This window comes from Actimicrobium sp. GrIS 1.19, assembly GCF_035984655.1.
In the GTDB taxonomy this organism is placed as follows: Bacteria; Pseudomonadota; Gammaproteobacteria; order Burkholderiales; family Burkholderiaceae_D; genus Actimicrobium.
Genome location: NZ_JAXCHT010000001.1, coordinates 53,947 through 72,484, shown reverse-complemented (window position 1 = coordinate 72,484; position 18,538 = coordinate 53,947). Strand labels below are relative to the sequence as shown.

Genomic DNA, 18,538 nt, shown 5'->3' with positions numbered 1-18,538 from the left:
TCACCTGGTAGTTACCCATGTCGATGGGTCGAACGCGCGGCCCTGATGCCGCATTTCAAAGTATAAACCTGTTTGTTCATTGCCGCCGCTATTCCCTGCGGTAGCAATGTTGTCGCCAGTTTTGACAAGATCGCCGGCACGTTTCAGGACCGACTGATTGTTGCCATAAATGCTTAAATACTGTTCGCCATGGTCGACAATGATCAGATTGCCGAAGCCGCGCAACCAGTCGGCGAAAACCACCCGTCCGGCTGCAATGGCGTGAATTTCCGTGCCCTCCGCGGCGCGGATGAATAATCCCTTCGAATTCGGGCCCTCGCCGCGTGCGGAACCGAAGCGGGCCACGATCTCGCCCCGCACCGGCAAGCGCAACTGGCCGCGCAGCGCTGCAAGGCCGGTACCCGCGGACCCCGGTTCGACTGGCGCAGCTGCATTCGGTTCATTTCTCGTGGCAAACTTTTTTGGCGCTTCGTCGTCGTCGATTGCATCGGCGCCGCTGACGGGCGCTCGCGGCGCCGGCTTGATGGGGAGGCTGCGGTCGCGTTTTTTGTCCAGCAACGCCTGCTTGCGTTCGCGTTCCTGTTTGGCGCTGGCCAGCTGCTTGAGGCGCCGTTCCTCGGCGGCGGCGACTTCGGCCTTGCGTTGCTCTTCGATCAACTGCTCGAGTTTCGTGACCAGGCCGCTCAAACGCTGATCGTCGCGCTGCAGATCCGCAGCCTGCTTGCGTTGGGACGCCAGTTTGGTCGACAGCGACGCCAGCATTGTCGCGCGGCGGGTTTTTTCGTTTTCGAGGGCGGTGCGCTGGTCGCGCGCATCGCTGGCAATTTCGAGCAGGGCCTGGCGCGCTTCCTCGGCGTCGGCCTTGTTGTGTTCGATGGCTTGCAGGTTGTCGCGCAGCGCGCCGATCAGCTTGGCTTGCGCTTGCGACACGTAGCCGAGGTACTGCAGTTCGCGGTTGATCCGGCTCGGATCGTCGCCCGACAGCAGCAGCTTGATCCGGTCTTCGTTGCCGGCCATGTAGCGCTCGCGCAGCAGCGTCGCGAGGCGGGTTTGCTGCTGTGCGACGAGCTTGCTCAGGCGGGCCTGTTCGGCGGTCAGCAGCGCCAGCTTTTTCTCGGTGGCGGCCTGCTCTTCGTCCAGTTCATGCAGCGAACGGTTGGCCTGCGAAATCGCCTGCGCCGACTTGCCCAGTGCATCGGCAGCCTTGTCGGTCGCAGCTTCGGTCTGGTCGATCGCGCTTTTGAGGGTGTCCAGGCGCCGTTGCAACTCGGCCCGTTCGGCCACTGCCGCTTCCTTTTCGCGGGCGCGCTCGCTGACCCGCGCCGCCTCGGCCGGCGGCAGGGTCAGTACGAGCAGCAACGCGGCTGTCAGCCCGAGGAAGTGGCGCATCAGCTGGCGCGGTCAGCGCGCCTTGCCCTGACTGGCAACGGCGTTGAGCGCCGCGGCAATGGCGTTGGCGTCGCCCAGGTAGTAGCTCTTGATGGGTTTCAGGTCGGCGTCAAGTTCATACACCAGCGGCTGGCCGTTCGGAATATTCAAGCCGACGATATCGGAATCGCTGATGCCATCGAGCGATTTGATCAAGGCGCGCAGGCTGTTGCCGTGGGCCGAGATCAGGATCTGTTTGCCGGCCCGGATCGCTGGCGCAATCGTATCGTCCCATGCCGGCATGACGCGCTCGACCGTGTCCTTGAGACATTCGGTCAGCGGGATTTGCGCACGGTCAAGTGTTGCGTAGCGCGGATCGTGATACGACGTGCGCGGATCATCGGCCGCCAGCGGCAGCGGTGGCGTGTCGTAGCTGCGACGCCAAACCAGCACCTGCTCGTCGCCGTATTGTGCGGCGGTTTCAGCCTTGTTCAATCCCTGCAGGGCGCCGTAATGGCGCTCGTTCAGACGCCAGTCGTGGACCACCGGAATCCACATCAGATCCATTTCGTCGAGCGTCAGCCACAAGGTGCGGATGGCGCGCTTGAGCACGGAGGTGTAGGCCAGATCAAATTGGAATCCGGCGTCGCGCAGCAGTTTTCCCGCCTGGGTTGCTTCGGCGCAGCCTTTGTCGGTCAGGTCGACATCGGTCCAGCCGGTGAAGCGATTGTCCAGATTCCAGGTGGATTCGCCGTGGCGCATCAATACGATTTTGTACATGGTGGAGTAGTCAGGAAGGAGAAAGGGGTGGATCGTTTCCATGATTTGGAACGACCGGACTGCTTCTATTTTATAATGCGCCGATTGTTTTAAACCATTGGACCCCTGTGAAATTCTTCATCGACAATATTTTCCTCATTGCGCTCGTCATCATTTCCGGCGGCGCGCTGCTCGTGCCCCTGCTCCAGCGCAGCGGCAGCAAGGTCTCCGTGCTGCAGGCAACCCAGCTCATCAATCAGGGCAAGACACTGGTTCTGGATGTGCGTGATGCCACCGAGTTCGCGGTTGCCCACGTGCGCGATGCAAAAAACATCCCGCTCAAGGAACTGCCTGCCCGCATGGGTGAAATCGACAAGTTCAAGGGCAAGACGGTCGTCGTCGTATGTCCGTCCGGCGTGCAGTCGTCGAAGGCGACCGCGCAACTCAAACGTGCCGGTTTCAATGACGTGCACAGTCTCAACGGCGGCCTGACCGCCTGGCAAACGCAAGGCTTGCCGACCACGAAATAATCGGGGAACCCACCATGACCGCACACGTTCGCATGTACAGCACCGGCGTTTGTCCTTATTGCACGATGGCCGAAAGGCTGTTGAAATCCAAGGGCATCGACGACATCGAAAAAATCCGCATCGACCTCGATCCGGTGCAACGCGCCGATATGATGCAAAAGACCGGCCGTCGCACGGTGCCGCAGATTTACATCGGCGAAACGCATGTCGGTGGATTTGACGATCTCAGCGCGCTGGACCGGCTTGGCCAACTTGACGCCCTGCTGCAAGGTGACTGACCTGTTTCTCCATTTTACGGCGACCAGTTCGCCGTTTTCTCAATCTTAATGAAGGTGCACCATGGCTGACGAAACCCTGCAACCCATTTTCCAGATCCAGCGCGTTTATCTGAAAGATCTGTCGCTCGAACAACCGAACTCCCCGGCAATCTTTCTTGAGCAGGACGCACCGGCCATGGAAGTCGCTGTCGATGTCGGCGTTGAAGCGCTGGCTGACGGTATCTTCGAAGCGACCGTCACCATAACCGTGACCGCCAAGATCGGCGAAAAAGTCGCGTTCCTGGTCGAAGGCAAGCAAGCCGGTATTTTCGAGGCGCGCAATATCACCCAGGAACAGCTCGAACCGCTGCTGGGAATTGGCTGCCCGAACATCATCTATCCCTACCTGCGCGCCAACATCGCCGATGCGATCACCCGCGCCGGATTCCCGCCCGTGCATCTTGCCGAAATCAATTTCGAACTGTTCTACCAGCAGCGCCAGCAGGCACTCGCCGAGCAGAACGCAGCCGGTCTGGTCATGCCCGACGCGGCTGCCGCAAAGCATTGATCAGGCTGGTCCACCGGAGTCACGCATGAAAGCTGTATCCCTGCACGGCGCCTTCGCGGCGCTGTTGCTGTCCGTGGTCGGCAGCGCCCACGCACTCGATTACAAGTCTGTTGGCGCCACGCCTGCCGTGCTGTACGACGCCCCATCGCTGCGTGGCAAGAAGGTGTTCGTAGCGCCGCGCAACATGCCTGTCGAGGTCATTCTCACGTATGGCGAGTGGAGCAAGGTGCGCGACGCCAGCGGCGGTCTCGCCTGGGTCGAGTCGAAGGCGCTGGCGGCAAAACGGTACGTCGTTGTCAAGACTGCCAATGCACGCATTCATGCGGCCGCCGACGAGGCGTCGCCGGCGGTCTTTGTTGCCGACAAAGGCGTGTTGCTGGAGCTCAGCGAGGCGGCTGTGCCGGGTTGGGTCAAGGTCAAGCATCGCGACGGCCAGACCGGATTCGTCAAGGCCGCCGATGTCTGGGGCGAATAGAGCGGTCGGCAGGGCACGTCGATCATGAATATTTCGATTCTCGGCCCCGGTGCCTGGGGTACGGCGCTGGCGGTATCGCTGGCCGAGCGCCACGCCGTGATGCTGTGGACGCGCGACCCCAAGGCGTTGCAGGCCTTGGTCACGCAGCGCGAGAACACCGCCTACTTGCCTGGCATTGCCTTGCCGTCGTCGCTGCTGCTGAGCGCCGATCTGAATGCCGCGTTATCGCATTGCACGCCGGTTGCGGGCGTCGCCTCGCTGTTGATCATCGCCACCTCGGTGGCCGGATTGCGTCCGATGGCAGAGCGCCTGCAATCCGCACCGATTCCGTCGCTGGTCTGGCTCTGCAAGGGCTTCGAAGAAGGCACCGGTCTGCTGCCACATCAGGTAGTGCGGGCTGTGCTGGGGCCGGCGACAGCCTGTGGCGCCCTGTCGGGGCCATCGTTCGCACTCGAAGTTGCGCGCGGACTGCCGGCTGCGCTGGTGGTTGCGAGTGCCGACCTTGCCGTGCGTGACTGCGTGGTGCAGGCGATCCATGGGCCACGCATGCGGGTCTATGCGACCGACGACGTAATCGGAGTTGAAGTCGGCGGCGCCGTCAAGAATATCCTGGCGATCGCCACCGGCGTGGTCGATGGACTCGGTCTCGGCATGAATGCGCGTGCCGCCCTGATTACGCGTGGCCTGGCCGAGATTACCCGTCTTGGTGTCGCGCTGGGCGGGCGCGCCGAAACCTTCATGGGGCTGGCGGGCATGGGTGATCTGCTGCTTACCTGCACCGGCGACTTGTCACGCAATCGTCGTGTCGGCCTGGGCTTGGCGCAAGGAAAACCACTGGACACAATTGTGCAGGAACTCGGGCACGTGGCCGAGGGCGTGCGCTGTGCTCAAACCGTACACAGCCTCGCTGTTCAGTTGCAGGTCGACATGCCGATCACCGCCGCGGTGGCCGGTGTCCTGTTTGATGGACTGAAGCCGCAGGAAATGGTGACGCGGCTGCTGGCGCGCGATGCGCGTAATGAAGTTGCCTGAAGACATGTTTAACTGTCATTAAAAATGCCTGCAAGAAATACAATAAAAAACAACGTTAAATACTGTTAAATCGTGTGTTATTAAGCGCCTGTGTGCGCTACTACACTGTTAGACTCCGGCCGAACGCTTATCTTGTTGACAAGCACATTTGCTATCCCGGAGACAACATGAAGAAGTTTATTATTGGTTGTGCACTCGCGCTGGCAAGCGTGATGGCGCAAGCAGCAGCACCGCTGGTTATCAACGGCACCTTTGAAAACGGCCTGACCGGCTGGACGCAAAGCGGCAACACCGCCTATCAGTCAGTCTTTGCACAAAAATCGGGAAACCATTCGTTCTCGGACGGTGCAATCGGACAGGTCGGCTATCTGAACAAGCTGATTACCACCATCGCCGGGTCACACTATGACCTCAGCTTCGATTTGCGCAGCACCACCGAAAACGGCGTGAACCATTCCGAGGTAGTGTTTGGAGATCTGGTGGCCGGATCGGTAAAAGATAATTTCTACCTGCCGACGTTCCAGCACTTCACCTTTACCAATTTGCTCGCGACCGGCAACGCGACATTGTTGCAGTTTGCGTTCCAGAATTCCGAGAGTTTCATTTTGCTCGACAACGTCGCGCTGCAGGTCAGCGCAGTGCCTGAGCCGGTTACCTATCTGATGTTGCTGATGGGGCTCGGACTGATTACGCTGGTCAAGCGTCGTCGTTCACGCTAAGCATCGTCGCTCCGATGACCCTGAAATCTTTCAGGGTTTTTTTTCGTCTGCAGCGATCGTTCGGCAGGCGCCGCACTGGACGCCGGGAGGCTGATCCTGTTGCTGTCCCGAGACTTTTGTTGCCGAATCAATGACCCGACACAACTTCCTGACACAATCCGGCTACAAGGTTTCGCTGGTGTCGCCACAGGCTTCCCTTATACTCAAGCAGTGTGACATCTACTTTTCCAATTCTTACCCAACCATTCCTATGCAAACTGCTGTTCAAATGCCGCTGCGGCGGCCGGTTCGCGCGGCACTTTCGCGCGGCTTTACCCTCATTGAAATCATGGTGGTCGTTGTCATCATGGGTATTCTGGCGGCGCTGGTGGTGCCCAAGCTGATGGGCCGCACCGACGATGCCCGCGTGACTGCGGCGCGCCAGGACATCGCGACGATCATGCAGGCATTGAAGCTCTACAAGCTCGACAATCAGCGTTACCCCACCACGGATCAGGGCCTCAAGGCATTGATCGAAAAGCCGACCACCGGGCCGGAGGCGCGTGGCTGGAAAGGCGGCGGCTACATCGACAAGCTGCCCAAAGACCCGTGGGGAAACCAGTATCAATACCTGGCGCCCGGCATCAAGGGTGAGGTTGACGTGTTCTCGTTCGGTGCGGATGGACAAAGCGGCGGTACCGGCAACGATGCCGACATTGGCTCCTGGGATTTGTAGTCAGCGATGAGGCGGCAAGACGTGCTCCGCAGTCGATTCCAGGTGCGCGGCTTCACCCTGCTGGAGCTGTTGGTGGTGATGGTGATCGCCGGCGTCATGCTCGGCATGGTGTCGTTCAACGCCATGCCCAGTCCGCGCCAGGTGCTGGAAAACGAAGCGCGCCGGATCGCCTTGTTGCTGCAGCTGGCACGCGACGAAGCGATTGTGCGCAACACTCCCGTTGCATTTGAAGCCGACAGCGAGCGCTACCGGTTTCTGGTGCGTACCAATCAGACCTGGCAGGCCATCGAAAAAGACGATCTGCTGCGCGAACGCGAGTTCAAGCGCACGCCAATGCTCTTGCAAATCGATCCGCCGCTGCCGCCGGGCTCCGGCCCGATGCGTATCGTGTTTGGCCGCGAGCCGGTCGACAAACCGTTTCTGCTGACGCTCGCTGCCGACGAAGCGCAGGTTGCGATCCGTGCCGATGGCGTCGGCCATTTTGTCGTCGAATGAGGATGCCAATGACACTGCGGCGAAGTCAATCCGGCGGTTTCACGTTGCTCGAAGTGCTGGTGGCGCTGGTCATCGTCGGCACGGCGCTGGGTGCGAGTTTGCGGGCCGTCGGCAGTCTCACGCAAAACAGCAATGACTTGCGCGCCGCGATGATGGCGACGTGGTCGGCCGAGAACCGCTTGACCGAAATCCGGCTCGCGCGCAGCTATCCGCCGCTGGGAAAAACCGCCTTCGAGTGCCCCCAGGCTGAACTGCGGCTGGTGTGCGAACAGGAGGTGCTGAGCACGCCAAACAATAACTTCCGGCGCGTTGAGGTCAGTGTCTATGACTCGCGGGCGCCGGACCGACGCATCATCAAATTGAATCAGCTTGTCAGTGCCTGAGCCTCGTCAACAGCGCCGCGCCGGATTCACGCTCATCGAGCTGCTGGTCGCGATAACGATTCTCGGCGTCATCGCAGTGCTGGGGTGGCGTGGCCTGGACAGCATCGTGCGCGCGCGTGTCGCATTGACCGATGACCTGGAGCAGACGCGCGGGATGCAATTGGCGTTTGCGCAGATGCAAAGCGATTGCGGCCAGCTGGTGGAAGCCAGTGTGCTCGGCAACCGCGCCAGCGTCGTCTCCGATGCGGGGCGGTTGATTGTCGTGCGCAAGGTGTACGCCGACAACCAGCCAACCCGGCTGCAGGTCGTGGCATACCGCTTGAAGGATGGGGCGCTGTTGCGCAATGAGTCGGAATCAACCCGCAATCTGGATCAGATCGACCAATTCTGGCAAGCCGCGATGGCCGACAACAGCGGCGGCAGCACGGTGACCCTGAAGACCGGGATCGACGCGATGACCGTCAAGACCTGGGATGGCGCGGGCTGGAACGCGCTGGCCCAGTCGACACAGGGCGCGACGCCGCCGCCGATGACCGGCTTGCAGGTGACGTTGCAGTTGCACGACCAGCAGGCCTTGCTGGTCAAAGCATTTTTGTTGGGGGCGACATGAGCATGCCAAAGCGACCGGCACGGCATCAGCGCGGCGTCGCGGTGATTACCGCATTGCTGCTGACGACGCTGGCGGTGACGATTGTCGCCAGCCTGTTCTGGCAGCAGCAGGTGCAGGTGCGGTCGATTGAAAATCAGCGCACCCAATTGCAGAAGCAATGGATCCTGCGCGGCGCGCTGGACTGGGCCAAGCTCATCCTGCGCTCGGACTTCAACAACGTCGATTACGCCGGCGACCCCTGGGCGATTCCGCTGGCCGATGTGCGGCTCGACGAGTTCGTTGAAAACGGGCGGCAGGATGCGGAAGCCAGCAGCGCCGTGTTGTCCGGCTATATTGTCGACGCGCAGGCGCGCTTCAACGTCAACACGCTGATCCGCGGCGGCACTGTCAGCCCGAAAGACGTCGCCGCCTTCACGCGCTTGCTGACCAATCTGCGGGTGGCGCAGGCCGCGTCGCTGGCCGATGCGACGGCGTCCTATCTGCTGGCGGCACGTCAGCCCGGCGCGCTGCAACCCGGCGCCGGCAGCCCCGCCGGGGGCGGCAGCACCGCAGTCATTCCCGGCGCCACCACGGCGACAACTCCGGCCACGCCGAACCCGCCCGCCGCCGCCACTGGCTCAGCCTCCGGCGCCAGCCCCGCCGGTCCGCGCATGATGCCGCTGACGCAGTTCGATGACCTGCTCGCCGTGACCGGTTTTTCGAGCGACATTCTGGCGAGGCTGAAGGACTTCGTTACCGTGCTGCCGGAAAACGATACCAAGATCAACGTCAACACCGCGACCGCCGAAGTGCTGTCGGCGGTGGTCCCCAGTCTCGCGCTGTCTGACGCGACCACGCTGGTGGCATCGCGTGATCGTGCTTACTTCAAGGATACGGCGGACTTTACGAATCGCTTGCCCGCAACAGTCCAGACTGCAGTTGCGGCCGGATTGGGTCCTTTGGATGTAAAAACGGAACACTTCCTTGTCAACGGTAAAGTGAAGCTCAATAATGCGGTACTCGAAATCCAGTCACTGGTCGAGCGTCCGTCCATTAACGGCCAAGTAAAAATCATCTGGACCAGAGAAACCTGATAAGCGAACGGACCCACTTGAGCACACTCTATATCCGCCTGTTATCCCATGCTTCAGCGCTGCGTCTGGACGATATCGGCCAGCTCAATTGTCCGTTTGCGCTGGTCACCGACGGTGGCGCCATCGTGCGCGAAGGCGAGGCCGCACTGGCGGATCTGGGGCCGATCATCGGCCAGTCCCAACGGGTCACCTTGTTGCCGTCGGCCAGCGATGTGTCGGTGCTGCGGATTCGCGTGCCGCCATTGTCGCCGGCGCGTTTGCGTGCTGCGTTGCCGAACCTGCTCGAAGAAAAGTTGATGACCGACCCGGCCGACTGCGTGATGGTCGCCGGCGACACCGTCGATGGCCTGCGCACTATTGCGGTGGTGCAGCGCGCCTGGCTGGAGCAGCTGGTCGGAACGCTCACCGGACTGGGCGCGCGCGAGCTCGCGGTGCTGCCGGCGCAGTTGTGCGTGCCGCATCAGGACGGCGTGGTATCGGCGGCGATTGCCGAGCACAGCTCGGACCTCGAACTGGTCATTCGGCTCAATGCCACCGAAGGGATCGGCATTGCGATCCTGCCCGAACAGGCCGCCAGCGCAGCGCAGGAAGCCATCGAGGCACTGTGCGCGATCGTGCCGGAGGCGCCGATTGCGTTGTACGTGCCGCAGGCCAGCGTGCCGGCGTATCGCGAGGTGCTCGAGCATGCTGCCCTGCACGAACGGGTTTCGCTGTTCGCCGACAACTGGTTGCGCTGGATCGCCGGGGCGCGCAGCGTCAACCTGAATCTGATGAGTGGCTTCGGCAGCGCCGGCGGTGGCGGATTGAACTGGCGGCCGTGGCGCTTCGCGCTGGTCTGTGGCGTGCTGGCGGTGCTGGTCAACGTCATCGCGCTGAACATCGACTGGTTGCGCATGCGGCGCGAAGCAGCGGCGCTGCAGAACGGCATGGTGTTGGCGTACAAGACGACCTTCCCGAAAGAGACCATCGTGCCGGACCCGATTTTCCAGATGCGCCAGAAGATCGCCGCCAGCCAGCGGGCCTCCGGCCAGGCCGCGCCGGATGACTTCACCACCATGCTGGCCGCATTCAGCGAGGCCTGGAGCAGCGTGATGCAGGGCAACCAGGCACTGATCATTGCCGGCGTCGAATACCATGACCGCGGACTGGTCATCAAGCTCAAGCCCGATGCGACCGCACCGATCGACCAGATCAAGACGGCACTGGCGAGCCACCATCTGACGCTGTCCCAACCGAATGCCGGCGTCTGGCAAATCAGGAGTGCCAAATGAGTGCCTCGGCGAATCTGTCCCGTGCGCGTGACGCTACAGCGGCATTCTGGAACGACCGCAGCGTCAAGGAACGCAAGCAATTGCTGGTGATCGGCACAATCATTGCGCTGGCGCTGACCTTCCTGTTGTTTATCGATCCGGCGCTGTCCGGACGGACGCAATTGCGCAAGAATTTGCCGGTGCTGCGTCAAAACGCCGCCGACATGCAGCAGCTCACGCGTGAAGTGGCGACGATGCTGGCGAGCGTCCCGCCACCGCCGCCGGTGCTGACAAAAGAAAGCGTCGAGGCCGGACTTTCCGCGCGCGGCCTCAAGTCGCAAAGTGTTGTCGTCACCGATGAAGTGGTGCGGATTCAATTGCCGGTGGCGTCGTTCGCGGCACTGGTTGACTGGCTCGACGAAATGCAGAAAACGGCCCGGTTGTCGGTGATGGACGCCAGCATCACGGCGTTGCCGGCCTCCGACAGCGTGAGCGCAACCTTGACGTTGCGTCAGCAAAAAAGCGAGTCGGCGCGTGAATGAAGCCGGCCAGCACAGCGGCGGGCGCTGGACCCGCGCCGTGCTATGGTTGGCCGCCGCCTTGCTGACGGTAGCCATCACCGTGCTGGCCAGCTGTCCGGCCAGCTGGATGGGCATCCTGCTGGAGAAGCAGACCGCCGGCCGCCTGACACTGGGCGACCCGCAGGGATCGTTGTGGCGCGGCTCCGCCTTCGTCGGGGGCGCCGCCGGAAAGAATGAGCCAGTCACGCCGCTGCTGCCTGGACGGTTTGCCTGGCAGCTGTCGCCACTGGTGCTGATCGGCCGGGTCGATCTGCTGCTGGAAAATGCGCAGGCGCTGACGCAGCCGGTGCAAGTGCAGGGCAGCTGGAGCGAATGGCATGTCAGTGGCTCGGCCATCACCCTGCCGGCGGAACGTCTGTCCGGGCTCGGCGCGCCACTGAACACGGTGCAGCCGTCCGGCACCATGCAGTTGTCATGGGGGCCGCTGCAGATTACGCGTGAAAGCGCTGCCGTTGCGCTGGTGGGCCAGACGACGCTGGCACTCAATGATGTCGCTTCGCGCATGTCGCCGGTGCGACCGTTGGGCAGTTATGTCGTCAAGATGGATTGGCAGGGTCTGCAGGCCGGATTGCAATTGAGCACCGTGCGTGGACCCATGCTGCTGTCGGGTAGCGGCAAATTCGCAAACGGCCGGATGCAATTTTCCGGCAAGGCAGAGGCTGAGGCAGGGCAGGAAGACAAGCTGGCAAATTTATTGAATTTGCTGGGGCAACGCCGTCGTGACGGCGATAAAAACAGCATCGCACTCGAGTTCAAATAATGAAAAATCACAACGTACAACATTCTCCTTCCACTTTTCCGACCACCTCCAGATGGCGTCGCATCAGTGCAGCGGTCATGCTGTTATGTGCCGTCGCCAGCGTGCCGCAGCCATTGCTGGCGGCCGACCCGCCAGCCGGATCGGCGGTGATGAATTTTGTCGGCGCCGACATCGAATCGGTCATCAAGGCGGTCGGCCAATACACCAACATGACCTTCATCATCGATCCCCGCGTCAAGGGCACGATCAATCTGGTGTCAGAAAAACCGGTGACCAAGGCGCAGGCCTTCAATCTGCTCAGCTCGGCCTTGCGGCTGCAGGGCTACACCGTCGTGATGGGCGAGAATTTCGCCAAGGTGGTGCCGGAAGCGGATGCCAAATTGCAGGCCGGTCCGGCGCAGGACCCAAAAATCCGGGGCGATCAGATTGCTACGCAGATCTTCCGTCTCAATTACGAGTCCGCCGCCAATCTGGTGACGGTGTTGCGGCCGCTGATCTCGCCCAACAATACGATCAATGCGAACCCCGGCAACAACACGCTGGTGATTACCGATTACGCTGACAATTTGCGACGCCTGTCGAAGATCGTCGCGGCGCTGGATGCGCCGGCCAGCGGCGACGTCGATATCGTGCCGATCCGCTACGCCATCGCTACCGATCTGGCGCAGGTCGTGTCGCGTCTGCTGGAACCCGGCACTACCGCCGGCGCGGCCGATTCCGGCAAGGTCAGCGTGCTGGCCGATGCCCGCACCAATGCCCTGATCATTCGCGCGCCGTCGCTGGCGCGCGGCAACCTGGCCAAGTCATTGATTGCCCGTCTCGACCAGCCGACGGCTCAACCCGGCAATGTGCATGTGGTGTACCTGCGTAACGCCGACGCGACCAAGCTGGCGCAAACGCTGCGTTCCGTGATGACCAACGACACCTCGGCGCCTGCCAATACGCAGTCGTCCGCGCAGCAGCAACCGCAACAGCCGCAGGGACAGGGCGCTGCCGGCGGCGCGCTGCAGTCCTTGCAGCCGCTGCAGGCCAGCGGCACGTCAGGTACCCAGGGGTCGCTCGCCAGCGGCGGCGCCGGCGGATTCATCCAGGCCGACGCCACCACCAATACCCTGATCATTACCGCCAGCGAAGCGGTCTATCGCAATCTGCGCATTGTCATCGACCAGCTCGACGTGCGTCGCGCACAGGTTTACATCGAATCGCTGATCGTCGAAGTCTCGGCCAAGAAAGCCGCCGAATTCGGTATTCAATGGCTTGGCCTGAGCGGCGATTCGACCAGCAAGTACCGTGTCGGCGCAGCCAGCACTGCGGCCACCGACAACATCATCGGTCTGGCCAGCGCTGCCAAAAGTAACACGGTACCAACGGTCGGCTCCGGGCTGACGCTGGGTATCTTCAAGCAGATCAATGGCGCGCTCGGGCTTGGCGCGCTGGCGCGGGTGCTTGAATCCGACGACGGCACCAACATCCTGTCGATGCCAAACCTGATCACGCTCGACAACGAAGAGGCCCGCATCATCGTTGGCCAGAACGTCCCGTTCATTACCGGCCAGTACACCACGCAGGCATCCGGCGGCTCGTCCGGCGTGAATCCATTCCAGACGGTCGAACGCAAGGATGTGGGTTTGTCGCTGCGGGTGCGTCCGCAGATTTCCGAAGGCGGCACCGTCAAGATGGCGATTTACCAGGAAACCTCGGCAGTGCAAAGCACCACCAATACGGCCGGCATCATTACCAGCAAGCGCTCGATCGATACCAACGTGCTGGTCGATGATGGCCAGGTCATTGTGCTGGGTGGCCTGATCGAAGATACGGTCGACGACGGCAATGAGAAAGTGACCGGGCTGGGAGATATTCCCGTGATCGGCAACCTGTTCAAATACCAAAAACGCAATCGCACCAAAACCAATCTGATGGTGTTCCTGCGCCCCACCATCATTCGCAGCAATGAGCAAAGCCTCGATGTCTCGGGCGACCGTTACGACTACATCCGCAAGGTCGAACAACAGTCGCAGCCAAAGGAAACGGCGGTCTTGCCGAACATGACGGCGCCGACCCTGCCGCCACTGGAGAATGGGCGGCCGATGGGTGGGGCAGCATTGCGGCCGATCGCCCCGGCGCAAGGGATGCCGCCCAAGGTGTCGCCCGAGCCGGCGCCGATTCCAAACTGATCCTTACGACAACGAGCTGCCATGATTGACGCCCGACTCCTGCCTTTTGCGTTCGCCCGCGACTTTGCGTTGCTGGCCCACCGCGCCACGCCCGAGAGCGCCGTCGAGGTCTGGATTTCGAACGCGACCCAACCCGGCGCCGTGGCCGAAGTCAGCCGGCGTTTCGGCCGCATCAAGTTGCGTTCGATGGCGCATGCCGAACTCGAAGACGCGATCGCCAAGGCCTATGCCGGCTCCGGCGGCGATGCCGCGCAGGTGATCGACGAGTACGAGTCCGACCTCGATCTGAACAAGCTGTTGCTCGACATGCCGGCGGTGGAAGATCTGCTGGAATCGGCCGACGATGCGCCGGTGATTCGGATGATCAATGCACTGCTGACGCAGGCGCTGCGTGAAGGCGCATCGGATATTCACATCGAACCGTTCGAGCAGATTTCGGTAGTGCGGTTTCGCATCGATGGCACCTTGCGCGATGTGGTGCGCCCCAAGAAAGCGATTCACGCGTCGCTGATTTCGCGCATCAAGATCATGGCGCAACTCGACATTGCCGAAAAGCGGCTGCCCCAGGATGGCCGGATCACCTTGCGCGTGGGCGGCAAGCCGGTCGATGTCCGGGTCTCGACGCTGCCGACCGGGCACGGCGAGCGCGCGGTATTGCGCTTGCTGGACAAGGAGGCCGGTCGACTCGATCTGGAACATCTCGGCATGAGCGAAGCGGTGATGCCCCAGTTCGATGAGCTGATCAGTCAACCGCACGGGATCGTGCTGGTGACCGGGCCGACCGGGTCGGGCAAGACCACCACGCTGTATGCGGCACTGTCGATGCTGAACGTGTCGACCACCAATATCCTGACGGTCGAAGATCCGATCGAATACGAACTCGCCGGCGTTGGCCAGACCCAGGTCAATGCGCGTATCGACATGACGTTTGCCAAGGCACTGCGGGCCATCTTGCGGCAGGATCCGGACGTCATCATGATCGGCGAAATCCGCGATCTCGAAACGGCGCAGATTGCCGTGCAGGCGTCGCTCACCGGCCATCTGGTGCTGGCGACGCTGCATACCAACGATTCCGCGGCCGCGGTCACGCGCCTGCTCGACATGGGCATTGAGCCGTTCCTGTTGTCCTCGTCCTTGCTCGGTGTGGTGGCGCAGCGGCTGGTACGCAAGTTGTGCACGCATTGCCGCGTCTTCGACGGCGCCAACTGGCAGGCGGTGGGATGCGAGAAGTGCGGCCACACCGGTTATCAGGGACGCGTCGGCGTCTATGAACTGTTGCGCACGACCGAGGCGATTCGGGCGCAGATTCACAACCAGGCTTCCGAAGCCGACATTCGCAACGCGGCACTGCACGATGGCATGCAAACCATGCGCGAAGACGGCGAGCGCTGGCTGGCCAACGGCACCACCACGCGCGCCGAACTGCTGCGCGTGACCAAGGATTAACCCGTGCCAGCCTTTCGCTATGAAGCCGTCAACGATGACGGCCACACAAAAAAGGGCGTGCTCAATGCCGACAGCGCGCGTGCCGCGCGTGCCGACCTGCGCAGCCAGGGCCTGACGCCGATCTCGGTTGGCGTCATTACGTCGCAGGTCGATGAATCCGGTCAAACCAGGGCGCGCAGCTTCGGCGACAAGCTGTCGACCAACGAGCTGGCGCTGTTCACGCGTCAACTGGCCAGTCTGCTGGAAGCAAGCCTGCCACTTGAGCAAGCCTTTTCGGCCTTGCTCGAGCAGGCCGAGCGTACCTATCTGCGCGACCTGATTGCCTCGATTCGTTCCGAGGTCATGGGCGGCGCCGCATTGTCGGATGCGCTGGCGCACCACCCGCGCGACTTCGCCGATATCTACCGTGCGCTGGTTGCGTCCGGTGAGCAGATCGGTCAACTGTCGAAGGTGCTGTCGCGCCTGGCCGATTACATCGAGCGGCGCAATGCACTGGTGCAGAAGGTCAAACTGGCGTTTACCTACCCTGCCATCGTCACCGTGGTGGCATTTGCCATCGTGATTTTTCTGCTGACCTATGTGGTGCCGCAGATCGTCTCGGTGTTCGCCAACACCAAACAAAAACTACCGTTGCTCACCGTCCTGATGCTGGCCGTGTCGGATTTCGTACGCAATTTTGGCTGGATGGTGGCGGTCGCAGTCGTCGCACTGGGATTCGCCTGGCGCAGTGCGCTGAAGAATCCCGACATCAAGCGGCGTTGGCACACCTGGCTGCTCACCGCGCCTTTCTACGGAAAATTTGAACGCAGCCTGAACACGGCGCGTTTTGCCAGCACCCTTGCCATCACCACCGGTTCCGGTGTGCCGATCCTGCGTGCCTTGCAAACCAGCCGGGATACCCTGTCCAACGTGGCCATGCGCGAGCAGGTCGAGGAAGCGGCCAACAACGTGCGCGAAGGTGTTGGTTTGGCGCGCGCGTTGTCGGCCCGCAAGCACTTTCCGCCGATGCTGATCCACATGATCCGGGCCGGCGAGATTACCGGCGAATTGCCGGCCATGCTGGAGCGCGCTTCCAACGCGCAGGAACAGGATCTGGAGCGACGTGCGCTGACCATGGCAGGCTTGCTGGAACCCGCGCTCATTCTGGCAATGGGGGTGGTGGTATTACTGATCGTGCTGGCGGTGCTCATGCCGATCATCGAAATCAATCAACTAGTGCGATAACCATGTCAATCAACAGAGCAGGAAAAACCCCATGAAGCGCCGGCTACCGTTAATTGTCAGTGTTCTGCTGTTCATTGCGTTGTGCGCGTCGGCGACCTATTGGACGCTGCAATTGATGACCCCGCCGCAGCGTCCCGTGGCCCCGGTGTCGCAAGCGATCAAGACGGATGTGTCACTCGATGTCGCGGCCGGCCTGTTCGGCGGACGGATGGCCAAAGTGGCGCTGGCCAGCAACTACCAGTTGCGCGGCGTGGTGGTTGCGGGGAATGCCGCCGAAAGCGTCGCCATTCTCGGCGCCGACGGCAAGCCCACGCAGGCCAGTCGGGTCAACGCCGAAGTCATGCCCGGCGTGATCGTCAAAGAGGTGCACGGCCAATACGTTCTGCTGTCCGAAGGCGGGATGATCAAGCGTGTCGAGCTGCAGGAGATCGCCAAGTCAACGATGCAGTTGCAGCCCTCGGCCGTACCGCCGCAACTGTCGCAGCCGCCAGCGCGGATGGAAGTCGTACCACAGGCGCCGCTGCCGGCGCGTGTCGCCCCGTCACAGCCGACCACCATGGTCTTGCCTGGTCAGGCACCGATGGCGCCGATACCGCCGAGTGAAGTGAATGGCCAGCCACTGATGAATCCGCAGCTGGCCAACCAGCCGCCGCCAAATCAGCAGCCACAGAATCAACCCGTCCCGAATCAACAACCGCCGATTCAGCAACCCCAGAATCAGCAGCTGCCGACACAGGCGCCACCGCCACGCCAGAATTAAAGGACGTAGCGCGACAAGTCTTCGTCAATCGCGAGTGCACCCAGACGTTCGTCGACATACGCGGCGTTGATCTTGACGGTGACGCCCCCGCGGTCGCCAGCATCGAATGACATGTCTTCGAGCAGTTTCTCCATCACCGTGTACAGGCGCCTCGCGCCAATATTTTCTGTTTTTTCATTGACCGAATGCGCTATCTCGGCCAGTCGCCGGATGCCGTCGTCGGCGAACTCGATGACCAGGTTCTCGGTCGCCAGCAGGGCCTGGTACTGCTTGGTCAGGCAGGCATCCGTGCCGGTCAGGATGCGTTCGAAATCGGCAATCGACAGCGACTCCAGCTCGACCCGGATCGGAAATCGCCCTTGCAACTCGGGGATCAGGTCCGATGGCTTGGCCAGATGAAAGGCGCCGGAGGCAATGAACAGGATGTGATCGGTGCGAATCATTCCGTAGCGCGTGTTGACGGTCGTGCCTTCGACCAGTGGCAACAAATCGCGCTGCACGCCGGCCCGCGATACGTCGGCCCCACCCATGTCGGAGCGGGTCGCAATCTTGTCGATTTCGTCGAGGAATACAATGCCGTTTTGTTCGACATTGGCGATGGCTTTTTGCTTTAGCTCATCTTCGTTGAGCAACTTGCCAGCTTCTTCCTCGATCAGCAGCTTCAGGGCGTCCTTGATCTTCACCTTGCGCGGTTTCTTGCGGGTGCCGCTCACGCCCGAAAACATCGATTTGATCTGCTCGGTCATTTCTTCCATGCCGGGAGGGGCCATGATTTCCATCTGGGGCCCGGCTTCGGCGAGTTCGATTTCAATCTCGCGGTCGTCCAGCACGCCCTCGCGCAGCCGCTTGCGGAAGGTCTGCCGCGCAGTGCCTCCCGCCCCCGGTTCGCCGTCCGGCGTTGCCGTGGCATTCGGATGAAACCCGAAATCCCGCGCCGGCGGCACCGGAATATCGATGATCCGGTCTTCGGCGGCATCTTCGGCGCTGGCGCGCACCTTGCGCATTTCCAGTTCGCGCGTTTGTTTGATCCCGATATCGATCAGATCACGGATGATGGTGTCGACGTCGCGTCCGACGTAGCCGACCTCGGTGAATTTGGTGGCCTCGATCTTGATGAACGGCGCATCGGCCAGCCTGGCAAGACGCCGCGCTATTTCGGTTTTTCCGACGCCCGTGGGCCCGATCATCAGGATATTTTTGGGCGTGATCTCGTGGCGCAGCGGCTCGGCAACCTGCTGACGACGCCAACGATTGCGCAAGGCAATCGCCACCGCCCGCTTGGCCTTGTCCTGCCCGACGACATGCTTGTCAAGTTCAATGACGATTTCTTGCGGAGTCATGTTCATGGTTGGTCCAGAA

21 protein-coding genes are annotated in these 18,538 nt (G+C 61.7%); 18 read left to right on the top strand and 3 right to left on the bottom strand.

All coding sequences use genetic code 11. From position 1 onward, the window contains the following. Window positions 1-1,389 carry a murein hydrolase activator EnvC family protein gene (locus RCH09_RS00370; RefSeq protein WP_326939027.1) on the bottom strand — a complete coding sequence of 463 codons (1,389 nt, stop codon included), beginning with the start codon at window positions 1,387-1,389 and terminating at the stop codon, window positions 1-3. 12 nt (window positions 1,390-1,401) lie between these two features. Further along, the gene (gpmA, locus tag RCH09_RS00365; RefSeq protein ID WP_326939026.1) at window positions 1,402-2,148 is read right to left on the bottom strand and encodes a 2,3-diphosphoglycerate-dependent phosphoglycerate mutase; all 747 of its coding nucleotides are present in this window, start codon (window positions 2,146-2,148) and stop codon (window positions 1,402-1,404) included. A 107-nt stretch (window positions 2,149-2,255) separates the two neighbouring features. On the opposite strand from gpmA, the gene RCH09_RS00360 reads away from it, so the two are divergent. From RCH09_RS00360 to RCH09_RS00275, 18 genes are all read left to right on the top strand, one after another. Further along, entirely contained in the window at window positions 2,256-2,657 is a 402-nt protein-coding gene (locus RCH09_RS00360; protein WP_326939025.1) for a rhodanese-like domain-containing protein, read from the top strand. A gap of 14 nt (window positions 2,658-2,671) precedes the next feature. After that, window positions 2,672-2,935, top strand: a complete 264-nt coding sequence (gene grxC, locus RCH09_RS00355) for a glutaredoxin 3 (RefSeq protein ID WP_326939024.1) — start codon at window positions 2,672-2,674, stop codon at window positions 2,933-2,935. 61 nt (window positions 2,936-2,996) lie between these two features. Then, window positions 2,997-3,482, top strand: a complete 486-nt coding sequence (gene secB, locus RCH09_RS00350; RefSeq protein WP_326939022.1) for a protein-export chaperone SecB — start codon at window positions 2,997-2,999, stop codon at window positions 3,480-3,482. A 25-nt stretch (window positions 3,483-3,507) separates the two neighbouring features. Further along, window positions 3,508-3,957, top strand: coding sequence for an SH3 domain-containing protein (locus RCH09_RS00345; protein WP_326939021.1), 450 nt, complete (start codon window positions 3,508-3,510; stop codon window positions 3,955-3,957). A gap of 24 nt (window positions 3,958-3,981) precedes the next feature. Further along, window positions 3,982-4,989 (top strand): NAD(P)H-dependent glycerol-3-phosphate dehydrogenase, encoded by a 1,008-nt coding sequence (locus RCH09_RS00340; protein ID WP_326939018.1) that lies wholly within the window; start codon window positions 3,982-3,984, stop codon window positions 4,987-4,989. Between the two features lie 167 nt (window positions 4,990-5,156). Further along, window positions 5,157-5,708, top strand: coding sequence for a PEP-CTERM sorting domain-containing protein (locus tag RCH09_RS00335; RefSeq protein WP_326939017.1), 552 nt, complete (start codon window positions 5,157-5,159; stop codon window positions 5,706-5,708). A 250-nt stretch (window positions 5,709-5,958) separates the two neighbouring features. Beyond that, window positions 5,959-6,423, top strand: coding sequence for a type II secretion system major pseudopilin GspG (gene gspG, locus RCH09_RS00330; protein WP_326939016.1), 465 nt, complete (start codon window positions 5,959-5,961; stop codon window positions 6,421-6,423). 21 nt (window positions 6,424-6,444) lie between these two features. Next, entirely contained in the window at window positions 6,445-6,918 is a 474-nt protein-coding gene (locus RCH09_RS00325; protein WP_442784983.1) for a GspH/FimT family pseudopilin, read from the top strand. Window positions 6,919-6,926: 8 nt separating this feature from the next. Beyond that, entirely contained in the window at window positions 6,927-7,301 is a 375-nt protein-coding gene (gspI, locus tag RCH09_RS00320; protein ID WP_326939014.1) for a type II secretion system minor pseudopilin GspI, read from the top strand. Further along, complete coding sequence (locus RCH09_RS00315) at window positions 7,294-7,911, top strand: PulJ/GspJ family protein (protein ID WP_326939013.1); 618 nt, start codon at window positions 7,294-7,296, stop codon at window positions 7,909-7,911. Before gspI ends, RCH09_RS00315 begins: the two co-directional genes overlap by 8 nt. Continuing rightward, window positions 7,908-8,984, top strand: a complete 1,077-nt coding sequence (gene gspK, locus RCH09_RS00310; RefSeq protein WP_326939011.1) for a type II secretion system minor pseudopilin GspK — start codon at window positions 7,908-7,910, stop codon at window positions 8,982-8,984. Before RCH09_RS00315 ends, gspK begins: the two co-directional genes overlap by 4 nt. A gap of 17 nt (window positions 8,985-9,001) precedes the next feature. Next, window positions 9,002-10,255, top strand: a complete 1,254-nt coding sequence (gene gspL / locus RCH09_RS00305; protein WP_326939010.1) for a type II secretion system protein GspL — start codon at window positions 9,002-9,004, stop codon at window positions 10,253-10,255. Continuing rightward, window positions 10,252-10,776 carry a type II secretion system protein GspM gene (gene gspM, locus RCH09_RS00300; RefSeq protein WP_326939009.1) on the top strand — a complete coding sequence of 175 codons (525 nt, stop codon included), beginning with the start codon at window positions 10,252-10,254 and terminating at the stop codon, window positions 10,774-10,776. The genes gspL and gspM overlap by 4 nt, the downstream gene beginning before the upstream one ends. Beyond that, a complete protein-coding gene (locus RCH09_RS00295; RefSeq protein WP_326939008.1) occupies window positions 10,769-11,575 on the top strand; it encodes a type II secretion system protein N in 807 nt (268 codons plus the stop codon). The genes gspM and RCH09_RS00295 overlap by 8 nt, the downstream gene beginning before the upstream one ends. Then, the gene (gspD, locus tag RCH09_RS00290; RefSeq protein WP_442784982.1) at window positions 11,575-13,749 is read left to right on the top strand and encodes a type II secretion system secretin GspD; all 2,175 of its coding nucleotides are present in this window, start codon (window positions 11,575-11,577) and stop codon (window positions 13,747-13,749) included. Before RCH09_RS00295 ends, gspD begins: the two co-directional genes overlap by 1 nt. A 21-nt stretch (window positions 13,750-13,770) precedes the next feature. Further along, window positions 13,771-15,195 (top strand): type II secretion system ATPase GspE, encoded by a 1,425-nt coding sequence (gene gspE, locus RCH09_RS00285; RefSeq protein ID WP_326939005.1) that lies wholly within the window; start codon window positions 13,771-13,773, stop codon window positions 15,193-15,195. A gap of 3 nt (window positions 15,196-15,198) precedes the next feature. Further along, window positions 15,199-16,419: a type II secretion system inner membrane protein GspF gene (gene gspF / locus RCH09_RS00280; protein WP_326939004.1), complete on the top strand. Its 1,221-nt coding sequence runs from the start codon at window positions 15,199-15,201 to the stop codon at window positions 16,417-16,419. 31 nt (window positions 16,420-16,450) lie between these two features. Further along, window positions 16,451-17,179 (top strand): type II secretion system protein N, encoded by a 729-nt coding sequence (locus RCH09_RS00275; protein WP_326939003.1) that lies wholly within the window; start codon window positions 16,451-16,453, stop codon window positions 17,177-17,179. Here RCH09_RS00275 and hslU read toward each other — a convergent pair. Then, a complete protein-coding gene (gene hslU, locus RCH09_RS00270; RefSeq protein ID WP_326939002.1) occupies window positions 17,176-18,525 on the bottom strand; it encodes an ATP-dependent protease ATPase subunit HslU in 1,350 nt (449 codons plus the stop codon). The genes RCH09_RS00275 and hslU overlap by 4 nt on opposite strands. Window positions 18,526-18,538 lie beyond the last annotated feature (13 nt).